We start from the raw sequence: 16,700 nt of genomic DNA on the forward strand, positions 1-16,700 counted from the left end.
GTCCCCCCACCGAGAAGCCCGCAAGATCATCAGGATGATCCACTCATGTCTCTTCATGGATCATGAATGGCTGATTCTTCGCGGTCCCCGCCCGGCTCGACGTCGTCGGGGCAAACGGCAGGTGGCAGGTGGCAGGTGGCAGTCGGAGCCCGCCCCGCCGCGCGGGACGGGAATCCGGTCAGGACCAGGTGTAGCTCGGGTCGACTTCCATACAGGCGGAGTCGTCCGCCCCGTTGAGGGCCTTGGCCGACTCGGGAGTCGTGTCGTCCTGTTCGGGCGCCTCGTACGCCGTCCCCTCGCGCCAGTCGGCGCCGACGACGAGCGTGACACCGGAGACATCGGTGGACTGCCGTACCGAACTCTCCGGAATGCCCAGCGACTCGGCGACACGCAGGGCGTCGCCCTTCAGATCGGCGCTCGGGTAGCGCACCAGCGTCAGCCGCTCGCTCAGGGAGCCGGCGGTGTCGGCGGTCGCGCCGGTGAACCCCTTCTCCTGAAGCATCCCGGCCACGGCGCTCGCGCGGCCGGACGCCGCGCCGAGGGTGTCGGCCCGGGTGCCGTTGACGACCTGGACCGCGATCTTGTCGTCGGGGGCGGCCGGCTCGACGGACAGGGCCGGCCTCTCCCCCCTCGCCGCGTCCGCGGCTGCTTTCTCGGCCTGTGCGGGCTTCTCGTCCTTGCCGTCCAGCGCGATGTCGTCGCGGACCAGCCGGAACAACTGCTCGGCGTCCTCGGTCGGCTCCACGCGGGCCCCCACGTACCGGTTGGGCATCGTGGTCATGGTGATGCGCTCCGGCTTCACCCCGCGCAGCTCGCTGCTGAGGTCGTACAGCTTCTTGACGGTGTCGAGGCCGGGGTCGACGGTGAGCGCCCGGGTGGCCTCCTCGGCCAGCCTGCGCAGCTTGTTGGGGTTGCTCAGGTCGGTGTTCTCGCGCAGCTCGCGGGCCAGGGAGTTCATGTACATGTGCTGGGCCTTGGCGCGGGCGAGGTCGCTGCCGTCCTCGAAGCCGTAGCGCGTACGCAGCCACTGCAGGGCCTGCTCGCCCTTGACCGGGTGGGTGCCCTCGGGCAGCTTCAGTCCGGAGCCGTGGCCCTGGCTGTCGCGCGAGAGGATGTTGGCGTCCACGCACACGGGGACGCCGCCGACGGCGTCGGCCATGGCGACCACACCGGCGAAGTCGACCATGATGAAGTGGTCGATGTGGATGCCGGTGAGCTCCTGCCAGGTGGCCACGGTGCAGCCCGGACCGCCGTGCCCGAGGCTCCGGTTGGTCATGATCCGCCCGTTGCTCGCCTCGTACACCGTCCCGTCCTCGGGGTCGGTGCACTTCGGGATCTGGACGAGGGTGTCGCGGGGCATGCTGATCACGGACATGTTGGTCCGGTCGGCGGACAGGTGCAGCAGCATCTGCACATCGGCCAGCGGTGTCGAGCCGAAGGTCTCGCGGGCGCCGCCGAGTTCCTGGTTCTCCTTGCTGTCCCGGGCGTCGGAGCCGACCAGCAGGATGTTCAGCGGGGTCTGCCCGGCGGCGTTCGGGGTGGGCGCGGTGACCTTGTTGTCACCCAGGTTCAGGGGGTTCTGCTTGATGTTGCCGTTCAGGTGCCGGTAGTAGACGTAGCCGGCCCCGGCCGAGCCGAGGAGGGACACCGCGAGGACCGCGGCGACCCACTTGAGCACCCGGCGCCGCGGGCGGCCGCCGCCTCCACCGGGGGCGGGCGCGTCCTCGCCGGACGCGGATATGTCGCCGTCGTCACCGTCCGACGTGGGCGTCCCGCCGCTGTCGTCACCGCCCGCCGCGTTCCCGCCGTCGTCGGCCGGGACGACGGAGGGACCGTCGTCCGGGCCCGGGTCACGCCGGTCGTCGTGGAGCGTTTTCCGAGCGGCGCGCTGCGTCACTTCCGTTGCCCTCCCCACCCCTGGTACTCCTCGCCTCATGGAACTGGCCTGGCCTGTCCTGCTCTTGTTAGACGCACGACAGGCCTGTCAGTTGCCCCAGGAGCGCAATTCCACGGCAACAACTTTCGAGGAGCCCCCGGACACGGCCCGGTTGAGCCTCAGCTCGCGCATTCGACCTTGTCCGCCGTGGACTTCGGCACGTCCAAAGGCCCTGCCGCGGAGCCGTCGAGCGAGGAGCCGGCGCCCGTGAAGTCCTTGCCGAGGGTCAGCGTCATCGTGGGCAGCCCCTGGGAGTTGGTGACGCTCTCGCCGGGCTTCAGCGCGGAACCGGACAGACCCAGGATGGTGGCGAGGCGGCGGGCCTGGTCGGCCTGGTCGGGGGCGTACTCGAGGGTGGTCTTCTTCAGCTTCTCGGGGGCGTTCCCGGCGTTCTCCGACTTGACGACGCCCTCGTCGACCTGGAGCCACCTGAGCGTCTCCTGGGCACTGCCCGCCGGGGCACCGCCGTTGTAGACCTGCACCCGGACCTCGGAGGCCGGTGCCTTGGCGCCCTCGAGGCGGGCGGCGACGGCGGCCTTCTCCTTCCTCTCATTCTTCTTCTCGACCTCGGACAGCGACACGTCGTTCTGGATCAGGTCGAACAGTTGCGGCGCCTGGAACTCGTCCACGACGACCGTCGCCTTCACCGTCTCCGCGGGGTTGTCCTTCACCGGCACCGTGGTGAACGAGATGTTCTTCGGCGGTACCTTCTTCAGCTCCAGGGCGACGTCCTTGAGCGTGCTCACGTTGCCGATGCCGGTGTCCACGGTCAGCGCGTCGGTGGCGGCCTCGGCCAGTTTCACCAGTTTGGTGGGGCTGGTGAGGGTGTCGCCCGAGGACATCTTGCGCATCAGCGAGGCCAGGAAGTACTGCTGCACCTTGATCCGGTCGAGGTCGCCCTTGTTGCCGAAACTGTGCCGGGTCCGGACGAAGGCGAGGGCCTGTTCGCCCTCCACCTTCGACTTGCCCGCGGGCAGCTCCAGCTTCGACTGCTTGTCGTTCACCGCGTGTTCCACGCACACGTCGACGCCGTCGACGGCCGAGGTGAGGGTCTTGACCGCGTTGAAGTCGGCCATCATGAAGTGGTCGGGCTTGATACCGGTGACCTCCTCCACCGTGCGCATCGTGCAGCCCGGGTCCCGGCTGCCCTCACCGAGGCTCCGGTTGAAGCGGGCGCCCTGCAGCCCCGGGATCACCTTCTCCGTCCCGTCCTCCAGCTTCGTCGGACAGTCGGGGATGTCGACTATCAGGTCGCGCGGGATGCTGAGCGCGGTGGCGTTCGTGCGGTCCTTGGAGACGTGCAGCAGGATCGTGGTGTCGGCATGTCCCACGCTGCCCGCGTCCCCGTAGCCGTCGTTGCCCGAGCCGGTGCGCTTGTCGGTGCCGAGGACGAGGATGTTGAAGGCCTCGTCCTTGCTGAAGTCGCCCGAGCCCGCGTCGCCGATGTCGGTCGTGTCGACGTTGCCCTCGAGATGCTTCAGATAGGCGTAGCCGGCCGTGCCGGTGGCGAGCACCACGAACGCCATCGTCCCGCCGGCCCACAGCAGGGCCTTCCTCGACCTCGGCTTCCGTTGCCCCGGCTGGCCTCCGCGCCGTCCGGGCGGCGGCTCGGGGGCACCGCGCCGCCGCGGCGGCGGGACCTCGCGGCCGGGTGCCCGCGGTGGACCGCCGGGCACGGCACCGTACGGGTGGCCCGTGCCGCCGGGACCGGCGGGGTGGTTCGCGGTGTGCGGGGAGCCTCTGCGGGGGCCGGGGACGGGCGGCTGCGGTGCGGAAGGGCCCAGTCGCAGTTCGTATTCACCGGTGGTCGGATTGAGTACCCATTGGTCTGCGGGGTCGACGTTGTCCGCCCGCCCACGGCTCTGCGCGTCCACGCTCGTCCGATCCTCCGTCGGGGCCACACGGCACCCTCCCCCCTCCGGAGGGCGTCCGCGCGTACTGGTCACCACCGTGCGCGCGACGCCAGAACGGTCCTCGCGGCCGGGGCACTGGAGCGTTCACACTAGCCGCCGACCTGAGCGGGACGGGGCTTCAGTGACGAATTCCTCGTCCGCGAAAAGGGGTAAACCGCCCCAATGGGTGGGGAAATGACGCCATGGGGTAACCGTCCTCCGCAGGGCTCACACCGTCCGTGCGCGCCGCGCATGGACCCGCCGAGCGCCCCGCGGGACGCCTGACGGGCCCGCCCGTCGGGTCACCCGGCGTTCCGCGGAGGCTTCGCTCGCGCACCGCACCGCAATGCACCGCAATGCACCGCAAGGCACCGCAAGGCGCGACGTGCGTCGCGTCACTGCGCGCACTCGACCTTGTCCGCCGTGGACGTGGAATCCTTGATGTCGTCCGATGCCTTGGACGGAGGGGTCAGGGAGATGCCCGCACCCTTGAAGTCCTTGCCGAGGGTCAGCGTCATCGCGGGCAGCCCCTGGGCGTTGGTGACGCTCTCGCCGGGCTTCATCCCCGAGCCGGACAGGCCCAGGATGTCGGCGAGGCGGCGGGCCTGGTCGGCCTGGTCGGGGGCGTACTCGAGGGTGGTCTTCTTCAGCGTCCCGTCGGCGTTCCCGGCGTTCTCCGACTTGCTGACGCCCTCGTTGACCTGGAGCCACCTGAGCATGTCCTGGGCACTGCCCGCCGGGGCGCCGCCGTTGTAGACCTGCACCCGGACCTCGGAGGCCGGTGCCTTGGCGCCCTTGAGGCGGGCGGCGACGGCGGCCTTCTCCTTCTTCTCCTGCTGCTTGACCTCGGTGAACGACACGTCGTTCTGGATCAGGTCGAATACCTCCGGTGCCTTGGAGTCGTCCACGATGACGGTCGCCTTCACCGTCGTCTCCGCGGGGTTGTCCTTCACCGGCAGCGTGATGAACGCCAGGTTCTTGACGTTGAGTTTGCCCAGCTCCAGACCGAGGTCCTTCAGCTTGTTGATGTTGTCCAGCTGGGAGTCGACCGTGAGCGCCTCGGTGCCCGCCTCCGCGAGCTTGACCATCTTCGTCGGGCTGGTGAGCGTGTCATTGGACTTCAGCTGTCGCATCAGCGCGCCGAGGAACTGCTGCTGCACCTTGATGCGGTCGAGGTCGCCCTTGTTGCCCCACGAGTGCCGGGTGCGGACGAACGCCAGGGCCTGTTCGCCCTGGATGGTGTGGGGGCCCTTGGACAGTTCGAGCTTGGAGTCCTTGTCGTTGACGTCCTCGGCGACACAGACATCGACCCCGCCGACCGCCGTGGTCAGCGTCTTGATCGCGTTGAAGTCGGCCACCATGAAGTTGTCCGGCGTGATCCCGGTCAGCTCGGTGACCGTCCGCATGGTGCAGCTCGGCGTGCGCTCGCTCTGGCCGAGGCTCCGGTTGAAGCGGGCGCCCTGCAGCCCCGGGATCACCTTCTCCGTCCCGTCCTCCATCGTCGTGGGGCAGTCGGGGATGTCGACGATGAGGTCGCGCGGGATGCTGAGCGCGGTGGCGTTCGTACGGTCCTTGGAGACGTGCAGCAGGAGCGTGGTGTCGGCATGACCGGCACTGTCCTTGTCGCCGTACCCGTCGTTTCCCTCACCGGTGCGCTTGTCGGTGCCGATCAGCAGGATGTTGATGGCCCTGTCCTTCTGGAAGCCACCGGTGCTCGCGCCGTCGTCGGAGACCGTGTTGATGTTGTTGTTGAGGTGCTCCAGATACAGATAGCCGCCCACGGCGGTGGCGAGCACCACGAACGCCATCGTCCCGCCGGTCCACAGCAGGGCCTTCTTCGCCTTCGACTTCTTCTTCACCGGCCGGCGTCCGCGCCGGCCCGCTGACGGCTCCTCGGGCGCGTCCCGGCGTCTGCGCGGCGGCCCTTCGCGCTCGGATGTCCCGCGCTCGGATGTTCCGGATTCGGGTGTCCCGCGCTCGGGCGCCCTGCGGCCCGCGGGCCGCTCCGCCGTGCGCCCGGGAGCACCGGTACGGCCGCGCGGCGCACCCGCGCCCTCGCCCGCACCGGCGGAACGCGGTCTACGGGGAGAGGGGACCGACGGCTGCGGTGCGGAATCGTTCAGTCGCAGTTCGTAATCGCCGGTGTCCGGATTGAGTACCCACTGGTCTGCGGGGTCGATGTCGCCACCCCGTCTACGGCCTTGCGCGTCCACGGTCGTTTGAATCCTCCGTCGGTGCCACGCGGCGCCTTTCCCCTCCCAGGCGCTCTGTCGGTCACACAGTGCGCGACTGTCGGGTGAATCTCAGGAGTGCGCGCACCGGGAGCGCTCACACTAACGGCACGGAACGGCCTTCGGCGACGCCCGTGGCGCATTCCACATCCATACAACTGGGCAATTCACTCATATCTCTTGACGAGACTTCACGGTTCGGGAGTCACCTGAGCGCCGGCCTTACGCGCAGGCGTCCTCGGCGGCCGTGTTCCCGGAGAACGTCGGCGCGGGGGAAGCCGCTTCGGGCGCTCCCTCCGCCTGCTCCCCGGATTCATTTCGAGTGACCTTTCCGCCACTCTCCGTGTTTTCACCGTCCGAATTCCCGGACGGAGTGCCGGACTCGGCTTCCGTGACGGAACTCCGCGCCGCGCCCTGTGCGACCGCGACCGGCGCGTCCCTGCGCAGCCGCTCGAACAGCTCCTCCGCCGCGGGCTGTGAAAGCTGGTCCCGGTTGGCGTCGTTCGTGTACGGCTCCCGGGGGACGGTGAGGAATTGCACATGTTCCGTGGGGATGTCGCGGAGCCCGCGGACGAGTTCGTACAAACCCCGCAGACTCGCCAGTTTCGGGTCGGTCGTCAGTGCCGAAGTGGCCGCGTTCAGAACGGGATACAGCTTGGCCGGATTCAGCAGAACGTCATTGCCGCTCACCTTGTTGACGAGCGCCCCGAGGAACCGCTGCTGACGTTCCATACGGTGCGTATCGCTGCCGTCACCGAGAGGCTTGCGGACGCGGACATAACCGAGGGCCTGTTCCCCGTTCAGGGTCGCCCGGCCCGCGGGCAGCTTCAGTTTGGCCGCCTTGTCGTCAATGGGGTCGTGCAGACACACCTCGACGCCGTCGACCGCCTCGACCATCTCCTTGAAGCCGTGGAAGTCCACGACGATGTGATGGTCCACGCGAATGCCGGTGAGTTTCTCCACGGTGCGGATGGCGCAGGCGGAACCGCCCTGCTGGAAGGCCTGGTTGAACATCGTGAACGCGGGCTCGACGCGGGTGCCGTCCCGGCGCGGACAGCCCGGCACGTCCACCATCAGGTCCCGGGGCAGGGACACCGCGATGGCGCTGCCCCGGTCCGCCGGCAGATGCAGCAGGATCACGGTGTCGGACCGCTCCGTCCCCGGGTCCCGGCCATAGCGGCCGTTCTCGTCCCCGGCTCGCGAATCCGAGCCGATCAGCAGGATGTTCCGGGCGTCCTTGACCAGCGTCGTGGGCCGCTCCCTCTCGAACCGCGCGAGCTCGGCCGCGGCCGCCTCGTCCGCGGTGATGTTCCCGTCGAGCTTCACGTACGCCGCCCACCCTGCCCCGGCGGTCACGGCGAGCAGTGCCGCGAGACCGAGCCCGGCACCGGCCGTCCACCGCCGCCGTCTGCGCCGCGGCAGCCCCGCCCCGCTCGCCGAGGCCCCCGCCCCCGGCCCGAGGGTGCCCCCGCCCGCCGGGCCGGCGGGGGGCGCGCCTGCGGTGCCGCTCATGACCGGTCCACCCCCTCACTGCGTACGCGACGCTTGCGGCGGCATACGGAACTGCGGGACGGCGTACGGACATACGGGACGGTGTACGGGCGTCGGGGCGCGCGGTGCCCGGCGCGCCCGGCAGGCGCCGCCTGCCGCGTGCCGGGCGCGCCGCTGATACGACGATGAACCCGGATACGCGGTGGCGGCGGGCGCTGCTGAGCCGAACGGGGGAGGGGGCGTGCCGGACGAGGGACGGCCCGGCGGGTTCGGTGGGGGCGGCCGGTCCGGGCCTGGTCCCGTTCGGGTCCCGGTGCCGGCCCCGGTTCCGCCGGGGTGTGGGTGTGGCGGCGGGGCGGGCAGGCCTCAGCGGGCGATGGCGGTGACCCGTTCGCTCTCGACCCGCTTGTCCAGGGCACCGTCCCCGAGCCGGTCCAGGTTCCGGCACAGCACCACCGAGCCTCCGGTCGCCAGCGGCCCGTACAGGCCTGCGCGGAGACCCTCCCAGGTGTCGTACGGCAGCCCCGACAGAATGCGCGAGGCCGGTCCGGTCAGCCCGAGCTCCGTCGCCTCCGCGCGGGCCCGCTGCACCACCTCGGCCCCGGTGAACTCCCGGCCCGCCACGATCAGGGCCGGCGCCTCGGGGTCGACCGGCGCGTACGGTGCGAACCGGTCGCCCTGTCCCGGGACCTCCACGGCGTAGTCGGCGAAGCCCTCCGGAGGTTGCGGGAACCGTCCGCCGAGCGGCCTGAGGGCCAGCGCGATCCGTGCGCCCGGGCAGGCCCGCGCTCTCTCCAGCGCGTCCGGCCCGCTCACCACGACCTCGGCCGCCGCCGGGTCGCCGGACACGTCCGCGACCACGCCCACCGACGCGCACGCCAGCAGCCACACGGCCGTCTGCCAGTGCGCGGGCAGCAGCAACGCCACGCGGTCACCGGGCTCGGCGGCCAGTTCGTCCTGGAGCAGGTTCGCGGTCTTGGCCACCCAATTGGCGAAGGTGGCCACGGACAATTCGACACGTTCGCCCGTGGCGTCGTCGTAGAAGGTCACCAGGGGGCGGCCCGGGTCCGCGGCGAGCGCGGAACCCAGCAGGTCGGCGGGGGTGCGGTCGGTGGCGTTCACCTGCGCAAGCGTACGCGGACACGGCCGCGCGCACCGCGTGCCCGGGGCACCGGTTCGGGGGAACGGGGCCCGACAGCCCGTCAATTCCCCGATGGACATATTTGTATGACTATGCCCAAGCTCAGGGGCATGCGGAGAACTCTTGCTTCCTCCATCGGTGTCACCTGTGCGGCCGTACTCGCCCTGCCCCTCGCCCCGTCCGCCGTCGTGGCGGCCGCGGGCCCGGGCGGGACGGCGCCGACGGCCCCGCACACAGCGGTGACGACCGGATCCAGTACCCCCGGCAGCACCCAGTCGCTGCCCCTGCAGCCCCTCGACCCCGACCGTGCCTCCGGCGCCGCCACGTTCGGCCTCGCCCCGCGGTCCGTACGGCACTTCTCCCTCGTCGGCGTCATCTGGGACGACCCCGCCGCCGAACTCCACGGCCAGGTCCAGGTCCGTGCCCGCGCGGCGGACACCGGTGCCTGGTCCGACTGGCAGGACGTCGAGGCCCACAACGCCGACCACGCGGCCGACCCCGAGACCGCGGAACGCGCCTCGGACCGGGTCCGCGGCGCCACCGCACCGCTGTGGGTGGGCGCGTCGGACGGTGTGGAGATCCGGGTCCGGGCGGAAGCCGGACCCGACTCGGAGCCGGAGCCGAAGGCCGGTTCCGGGTCCGCCGGTTCCACCGCCGGGGAAGGCGCCGGGAAAGGTGCCGAGGAGGCCGCCCCGCTGCTGCCGTCCGGGATGCGCCTCGAACTCGTCGACCCGGGGGAGGACCCTCCGTCCGAGGCCGCCCCGTCCGAGGGCAGCGCTGCCGAGAGCCCCGACGAGAACCCCGGTCGCCACCCCGCCGACGGGTCCGCGGGCACCCCGGCGGACGCCCCCCGTACCAGTGTGATGAGCGCCGAGGCGACCGCCGCCTCCGCCGCCGACGCCCCGCTCGTTCCCCTGGGAGCCGCCGAGATCCCGGCGCTGACCCGGGCGGAGACCGAGGAGGAATACCACGCCCTGCGTGGCGCCGAGACGGCCGGGCAGCAGCGGGACACGGCCGGGCAGGAGGCGGACACCGGCGGGCAGCCACAGGCGGAGCCGTACATCGGCCCGCGCCCCGGCATCGTCACGCGCGGCGGCTGGGGTGCGGACGAGAGCCTGCGGGAGGAGACGTTCGTGTACACCGGCAAGGTCGGCGCGGCCTTCGTGCACCACAGCGCCTCCGGCAACAACTACACGTGCGAGCAGGCCCCTTCGGTCATCCGCGGTATCTACCGCTACCACACGGAGAGCATGGGCTGGCGGGACATCGGCTACAACTTCCTCGTCGACAAGTGCGGCAAGATCTACGAGGGCCGTGCCGGGGGAGTGGCCAACCCGGTCCTGGGCGCCCACACTATGGGATTCAACAGCGACACCATGGGCGTGGCGGTTCTCGGCACCTTCAGCTCCACGGACCCCCCGTCCGCCGCGGTGACGGGCATTGCCCAGCTCACCGCGTGGAAGCTCGGGCTGTACGGCATGGATCCGAGCGCGAAGACATATCTGACGTCCGGTGGTGGCAATCTCTACGAAAAAGGCACGAAGGTACGACTGGACGTGATCTCCGGTCACCGGGACGGGTTCAACACCGAGTGCCCAGGGGGGAAGCTCTACGACAAGCTCGGCACCGCCCGCTCCGCGGCGGCCGGTTACCAGGGCCGCTGAGAGCGGCGGGCCGCCGGGCCCAGGTTCCTTCCTGCCGGAGACACCGCCGTCGAAACCGCTGTGCGACGGTCTGCATACACTGGCCGGCCGAAAAACAGTTCGGCCGGTCCCGGCAGGAAGCAGAGACGACAGGTGACAGAAGCGATTCTCCTGGTCGGCGGCAAGGGCACACGGTTGCGCCCGCTCACGGTGCACACCCCGAAGCCCATGGTCCGGGCGGCCGGGGTGCCCTTCCTCACGCACCAGCTGGCGAGAGCGAGAGCGGCGGGCGTCGAGCACATCGTCCTGGCCACGTCCTATCTGGCCGAGGTCTTCGAACCGTACTTCGGCGACGGCTCGTCGCTGGGGCTGCACATCGAGTACGTGACGGAGGAGGAGCCGCTCGGCACGGGCGGCGCCATCCGCAACGTCGCCTCCCGGCTGCGCTCCGGCCCGGACGAACCGGTGCTGATCTTCAACGGCGACATCCTCACGGGCCTGGACATCCGGGCGCTGGTGCGCACCCATCGAACGACGGGCGCGGACGTCTCGCTGCATCTGACGAAGGTGACGGACCCGAGGGCGTACGGCCTGGTCCCCACCGACGGCACGGGCCGCGTCCTGGCGTTCCTGGAGAAACCCCAGACACCCGAGGAGATCGTCACCGACCAGATCAACGCGGGGGCGTACGTCTTCCGCCGCTCCGTCATCGACACGATCCCGACGGGCCGGCCGGTGTCGGTGGAGCGGGAGACGTTCCCGGACCTGCTGGCGGCCGGAGCCCATCTCCAGGGCCTGGTCGACTCCACGTACTGGCTGGACCTCGGCACCCCGGCGGCCTTCGTGCGGGGCTCCGCGGACCTGGTGCTGGGCCGTGCCCCGTCCCCGGCGGTCCCGGGGAACTGCGGCGACCGGCTGGTCCTGCCGACGGCGAGGGTGGCACCGGACGCCAAGCTGGCGGGCGGGACCGTGGTGGGCGAGGGCGCGTTCGTGGCGGAGGGCGCGCGCGTCTTCGGCAGCACGATCCTGCCGGGCGCGGTCATCGAACCCGGCGCGGTCGTCACCGACTCGCTGATCGGCACGCGCGCGCGGGTGGGGGAGCGGTCGGTCCTCACCGGGACGGTGATAGGCGACGGCGCGGTCGTCGGCGCCCGCAACGAACTCCGGGACGGGGTCAGGGTCTGGTGCGACGCGCGGATCCCGGCGGGGTCGGTGCGGTTCTCCTCGGACGAGTAGCCGAGTAGCCGAGTAGCCGAGTAGCCGAGGAGCCCGGTGGCCGAGTAGCCCGGTGGACGAGGCGGCCGGGCGGAACCGGGCGCGCGGTTCGGGTGCGACTGCGATGCGGACGCACGTGCGGTCCGGTGCGGGGCTCGGACGGCTGGAGGCGCGGGCCTCACAGCCGTCCGATGTCCCCGTACGGCATCTTCGGCGCCCGCCGCGCCGGCGTTCTCCCGCTCAGCAGGATCAGCCGGGCCGCCCGGTGCCGCTGACCGGCATACGGCTCCAGCAGTTCCAGCATCGCCGCGTCGTCCGCGTACCGGTCCCCGGCCAGCGCCCACCCCACGATGCCCGGCAGGTGCAGGTCCCCCGTGGTCACCTCGTCCGGCGCGCCATGACTGCGCTGCACCGTCTCCGCCGACGTCCACGGCCCGATGCCCGGCACCAGCTCCAACCGCGCCCGCGCCGCCGCCGGAGTCATCCCGGCCGCCTCCTCCAGCCGCGCCGCGACCCGCACCGCCCGCAGCACCGTGGACGCCCGCTTGTCGTCGACACCGGCCCGGTGCCACTCCCAGGAGGGGATCAGCGCCCAGGTCCGGGGCGACGGCATGACCGCCATCCGCTCGGGCGCGGGCCCGGGGGCCGGCTCCCCGTACTTCCGTACCAGCAGCCGCCACGCCCGGTACGCCTCACCGGTGGTGACCTTCTGTTCCAGGACCGACGGGATCAACGACTCCAGCACCAGCCCGGTCCGGGCCAGCCGCAGTCCCGGCCGTCGGTGCCGGGTGAGCGCCAGCAGCTTGTGCCGGGGGACGAACGCCCCCGGGTCGTCGGCGGCGCCGAGCAGGTCCGGCAGCCGGTCCAGGAACCACCCGGCCCCCGCTCCCCACGCCTCGCCCCGTACTTCGCCGGCGTGCCGCGTCACCCGCAGCGTCCCCGGCCCGGCGGGTGTCAGGCTCGTCCGCCACACGGAACCGTCCGGCAGCGCGCGGAACGTCGGGTCCCCGGACCCGCGCCGCAGCGGTCCGAGGACCAGCCCGAGGTCCAGGGGCCCCTCCGGCACCCACGTCCGGACCGACGGCGGGGCCGATACCGGGACCGATGCCTGCCGCGGTACCCCCGCCGGGTCGGCGGCCCGCCCGCCTCGCGCGGTCGTACGAGCGGGGCGGGAAGCGGGCCGGGGGGTGAAACGTCCTGCCACGGAGGGGTCCAGGGGTGAGAGGGGCGGAGGCCAGAGGAGGGGGTGGAAGGTAGGGAGCGCTGCGGAGTCGGCGGGTGCCGCGGAGGCAGCAGGGAAAGGCGGGGCTCCTACGAGGGTAGGCGCCCCGCGCGTTCCGTCCCGCTCACCGCCGTCCCGCTCACCGCCGTCCCGCTCACCGCCGTCCCGCTCACCGCACGGCGATGAACGCGGCCGCGTCCCGCTCCGGCCGCGGCCGCGGTTCCCCGGCGGGGTGGCCCACCGCCACCGCACCCATCGGGTCCCAGCCCGTGGGCAGGTCCAGGACCTCGCGGACCACGTCCCGGCAGAACATCGTCGACGACACCCACGCCGAGCCCAGCCGCTCACCGGCCAGCGCGACCAGGAAGTTCTGCACGCCGGCACCCGTCGCGACCACGAACATCTCCCGCTCCGCACCGTCCCGCCGCGCGTCCCCGTAGGTGTGCGAGCCCTCCATGACCAGGCAGGGCACGACCAGGCAGGGCGCGTTGCGCAGGACGTCGCCGCGGCGGACCCGCTTGGCGACGGACTCCTGCGACTTGCCGTCCCGGCGCAGATCCGCGATCCAGGCGTCCCGCATCGCGTCGAGCAGCCGGGTCCGGGACTCCCGCGACTCCAGCAGGACGAAGCGCCACGGGGTGGTGTGGTGCGGCGCCGGAGCCGTCACGGCCGCGGCCACCGCGCGGCGCACCGCCCCCGGGTCGACCGGCTCGTCGGTGAAGGCCCGTACCGTGCGGCGCTGGGTCACCGCCTGCCGTACCGCCTCCGACGTACCGAGGCGGAACATGTCGTCGCGGGAGTCGCGGACCATGGCCCGCGCACCCTCGCCGTGCTCGTCGTCGGCAGCCACCACGGCGGACAGCCCGCGCACGACGGCCACCGGCAGGCCTGCGGCCTTGCCCTTGACCAGGTCGCCCGCCGCGGCGATCTCGTCGGCGGTGGCGACCACGGTGGCGCTCAGCGGATTGCCGTACGCGTCCGTCCCGCCGCGCAGGTCGTCCAGGACGTGGACGCCCGCGGCGCCGATCGCGACGTCCGTCAGCCCCGTCCGCCAGGGGCGTCCGAAGGTGTCGGTGACGAGCACGCCGACCGTGACCCCGAGGGCGTCCCGCAGGCCCTCGCGGATCGCCCGCGCGGACGCGTCCGGATCCTCGGGGAGCAACAGCACCGTGCCCGAGGGCGTGTTGGAGGCGTCGACCCCGGCCGCGGCCATGACGAGGCCCTGCCGGTTCTCGACGATGCGCAGGGGGCCGCGCCGGGCCACCACCCGTACCGTCTCCGCGTCGATCGCGGCCTCCCGGTCGGCGGCCTCCAGGATCCGGCCCTCCGCCTTGGAGACGATCTTGGAGGTGACGAGCAGCACGTCCCCGTCGGCCAGTCCCGGCTCCGCGGCCGCGATCAGCTTCGCGAGGTCGTCCCCCCGCCGGACCTCGGGCAGCCCCGCGACGGCCCACACCCGGTACCCGTCGGACGCCGCGCCACCCGCGGGGACGCCGTCGTCGTGCACACGCGTGCCGTTCAAACCGCCCGCACCTCCTCCGCGAGGGCGAGCGCCTGCCGGGCCATCCGCGCGGTGGCGTCGACGTCGGTCATCATCAGGGGCACGGCCCGGCAGCGGATCCCCGCCTCCTCGATGCGCTCCACACCGGCCGCGTCGACCGTGTCGACCAGCCAGCCGTCCAGCAGGCCCGAGCCGTAGTGCTCGGCCACCGCCCACGCCGTGGATTCGACGCCGACCGCCGCGAGCACCTTGTCGGCCATGCCGCGCACAGGAGCGTTGCCGACGATCGGCGACAGGCCGACCACCGGCACGCCCGCCTCGGCGATCGCCTCCCGGATGCCGGGGACGGCGAGGATCGTGCCGATGGAGACGACCGGGTTGGACGGCGGGAAGAGGATCACGTCGGCGGCGGCGATCGCCTCCAGCACACCCGGCGCCGGCTTCGCCTGCTCCGCGCCGACCGGCACCACCGCCTCGGCCGGGACCGACGCCCGCAGCCGCACCCAGTACTCCTGGAAGTGGATCACCTTGCGTGTACCGGAGTCCGGCGGGGTTCGCCCGGTCCCGGACCCCGCCGACGGCCCCGCCGCCGGGTCGTCGTCGGGCAGGGTGACGGCGACATGCGTCTCCACGCGGTCGTCGGTCATCGGGATCAGCCGGACGCCCGGCTGCCAGCGGTCGCAGAGGGCCTCCGTCACCGCGCTCAGCGGATAGCCGGCGGCGAGCATCTGCGTCCGCACGATGTGGGTGGCGAAGTCCCGGTCGCCGAGTCCGAACCACCCCGGGCCGACGCCGTACGCCGCGAGCTCCTCCTTGAGCCGGAAGCTCTCGTCGGTCCGCCCCCAGCCCCGCTCCTCGTCGATGCCGTCGCCGAGGGTGTACATCACCGTGTCGAGGTCCGGGCAGACCTTCAGCCCGAAGAGGTGGATGTCGTCCCCGGTGTTGCCGATGACCGTGATGTCCGCGTCCGGTACGGCCCGCTTCAGACCACGAAGGAAACGGGCACCGCCGATGCCGCCTGCCAGAACCACAATGCGCATGGGAACAGTCTGTCAGCCGCAGGGCGGGCAGCGGCACCGTGCCGGGCGGTCGGTCACGCACGGGGGCACGCACACGGCCGGGCAAGGGTGCGCGCAGAAGGGGTGCGTGCGGAGGGCGTACGGGGGTGGGTCAGGCGGTCAGCGTCCGGGGCTCCGTACGCGCCTCGCAGCGCGGGGCGGCCGGGTGCATCGGCATCTCGGTCAGGCCCGGGTAGTACACGTGCAGGCTGACCGCCGGCTCCAGCGCGTCATTGACGACCTCATGCGCGTAGCCCGGCGCGAACACCCGCTCGATGCCCGTCGTCAGCGCGCGGGTGCCGCGTTCGGTGCGCTCGGTGAGGGTGCCGTCCAGGACGGTCAGGACACCGGAGGAGCGGCCGTGGTCGTGCAGTCCGCTGCCCTGGCCGGGCACCCAGGACAGCAGCCACACCTCGTAGCCGATGGGGGGCTCCCCGGCTCGAGCGGAGCCGGGAGTCCGGGGAACTGTGAGCAACCGGTGGTACCAGCGGCTGCTCGCGTCGTACCGCACCAGGTGCTCCCACAGGGACCGGTCGGCTGCGAGGGAGCGGGCCAGGCCGACGAACTCGGCGACGGTGGCCGGGTGCTCGCGCGGGGTCTGCAGGAGGTGCGGTACTTCGAGGATGTCGCCGGCGATCTGGAGGTCACTGTCGCTGTTCATGGATGCGGTGGTTCCTCGGCGGAGAAGCGGTCGGGAAGCAGTGGGGGTGAGGCCGTCGTGCGAGGCCGCGCGGAGAGCCGGCCTGCCGGAGACGACGTGCCGCGTGGGTCCGGGTCACGGACGGCGGCGGGAAGTGCCCTGATGAGAGCGGAGGAAACAGCGGTCGAGTCGAGGGTGACCCGAAGGGCAGGAGCGCGTTGGGCTCAACAACCGGAACAGTGACAGCTACAGCGAGCGCGGGCAGCACCGAGGGACCCGGCGGAGCGGGTCGAGGTGAGTGCCAAGTTCGCGAGCATGCCCATAAGGACAGCGGCTCATGCCTCCAGTGTCAACTTGACCCACGGATTGTGGGCACGGTTCACCCCATCCGGTTCACTGCGAGACGAAAGGTTTGCTCACGTGATTTCCGGGACACAAGGCGCACATGGCCGGGCGCACCAGTGCCGTTGCGGTCCTGTGATCCGAAGGTGATCCGGGTCGCCGTGGCGTTGGTGTGTCAACGGGATCGATCGACCGGGCATCTCACTCCGTGAACGGTCTGTGCGGGACGGGCTGCTCGTGCGGCCCGTCTGTGCGTCAACGTTTATGGCGATTTGAACACTTTCGGCTTGAGCTTGGTTCCGCAGAGTGAATAAGGGGGCCAATAGCAGATCTCGGCTTGACTCGCCCGGATGAGCACACTTGTAATTTCACTCGTGTCGTTCGGCCG

At 71.7% G+C, this 16,700-nt stretch carries 11 protein-coding genes; 2 read left to right on the forward strand and 9 right to left on the reverse strand.

All coding sequences use genetic code 11. The features are described from left to right. Nucleotides 1–178: 178 nt before the first annotated feature. From ACFP2V_RS16910 to ACFP2V_RS16930, 5 genes are all read right to left on the reverse strand, one after another. Entirely contained in the window at nt 179–1,897 is a 1,719-nt protein-coding gene (locus tag ACFP2V_RS16910) for an LCP family protein (protein ID WP_381212355.1), read from the reverse strand. Between the two features lie 158 nt (nt 1,898–2,055). Continuing rightward, nucleotides 2,056–3,810: an LCP family protein gene (locus tag ACFP2V_RS16915; RefSeq protein ID WP_381212358.1), complete on the reverse strand. Its 1,755-nt coding sequence runs from the start codon at nt 3,808–3,810 to the stop codon at nt 2,056–2,058. A gap of 413 nt (nt 3,811–4,223) precedes the next feature. Next, entirely contained in the window at nt 4,224–6,041 is a 1,818-nt protein-coding gene (locus tag ACFP2V_RS16920) for an LCP family protein (RefSeq protein WP_381212361.1), read from the reverse strand. A gap of 240 nt (nt 6,042–6,281) precedes the next feature. Next, complete coding sequence (locus tag ACFP2V_RS16925) at nt 6,282–7,571, reverse strand: LCP family protein (RefSeq protein ID WP_381212364.1); 1,290 nt, start codon at nt 7,569–7,571, stop codon at nt 6,282–6,284. Between the two features lie 345 nt (nt 7,572–7,916). After that, the gene (locus ACFP2V_RS16930) at nt 7,917–8,672 is read right to left on the reverse strand and encodes a TIGR03089 family protein (protein WP_381212368.1); all 756 of its coding nucleotides are present in this window, start codon (nt 8,670–8,672) and stop codon (nt 7,917–7,919) included. A 129-nt stretch (nt 8,673–8,801) separates the two neighbouring features. Between ACFP2V_RS16930 and ACFP2V_RS16935 the strand changes: the two genes are divergently transcribed. Both ACFP2V_RS16935 and manB read left to right on the forward strand, forming a co-directional pair. Next, complete coding sequence (locus ACFP2V_RS16935) at nt 8,802–10,355, forward strand: N-acetylmuramoyl-L-alanine amidase (RefSeq protein ID WP_381212371.1); 1,554 nt, start codon at nt 8,802–8,804, stop codon at nt 10,353–10,355. Nucleotides 10,356–10,487: 132 nt separating this feature from the next. Continuing rightward, the gene (gene manB / locus ACFP2V_RS16940) at nt 10,488–11,570 is read left to right on the forward strand and encodes a mannose-1-phosphate guanylyltransferase (RefSeq protein ID WP_381212374.1); all 1,083 of its coding nucleotides are present in this window, start codon (nt 10,488–10,490) and stop codon (nt 11,568–11,570) included. A 157-nt stretch (nt 11,571–11,727) separates the two neighbouring features. Here manB and ACFP2V_RS16945 read toward each other — a convergent pair whose 3' ends face one another. The 4 genes from ACFP2V_RS16945 to ACFP2V_RS16960 all read right to left on the reverse strand — a co-directional run bounded on the left by ACFP2V_RS16945 (nt 11,728) and on the right by ACFP2V_RS16960 (nt 15,991). Further along, nucleotides 11,728–12,753, reverse strand: a complete 1,026-nt coding sequence (locus tag ACFP2V_RS16945; protein ID WP_381212377.1) for a DNA-3-methyladenine glycosylase family protein — start codon at nt 12,751–12,753, stop codon at nt 11,728–11,730. A 187-nt stretch (nt 12,754–12,940) separates the two neighbouring features. Continuing rightward, complete coding sequence (locus ACFP2V_RS16950) at nt 12,941–14,293, reverse strand: coenzyme F420-0:L-glutamate ligase (RefSeq protein ID WP_381212380.1); 1,353 nt, start codon at nt 14,291–14,293, stop codon at nt 12,941–12,943. Next, nucleotides 14,290–15,312 (reverse strand): 2-phospho-L-lactate transferase, encoded by a 1,023-nt coding sequence (locus tag ACFP2V_RS16955; RefSeq protein WP_381212383.1) that lies wholly within the window; start codon nt 15,310–15,312, stop codon nt 14,290–14,292. The genes ACFP2V_RS16950 and ACFP2V_RS16955 overlap by 4 nt, the downstream gene beginning before the upstream one ends. Before the next feature lie 130 nt (nt 15,313–15,442). Next, the gene (locus tag ACFP2V_RS16960) at nt 15,443–15,991 is read right to left on the reverse strand and encodes a cysteine dioxygenase (RefSeq protein ID WP_381212386.1); all 549 of its coding nucleotides are present in this window, start codon (nt 15,989–15,991) and stop codon (nt 15,443–15,445) included. Between the last annotated feature and the right edge of the window lie 709 nt (nt 15,992–16,700).

The sequence above is a fragment of the Streptomyces incanus genome (assembly GCF_042656345.1).
In the GTDB taxonomy this organism is placed as follows: domain Bacteria; phylum Actinomycetota; class Actinomycetes; order Streptomycetales; family Streptomycetaceae; genus Streptomyces; species Streptomyces incanus.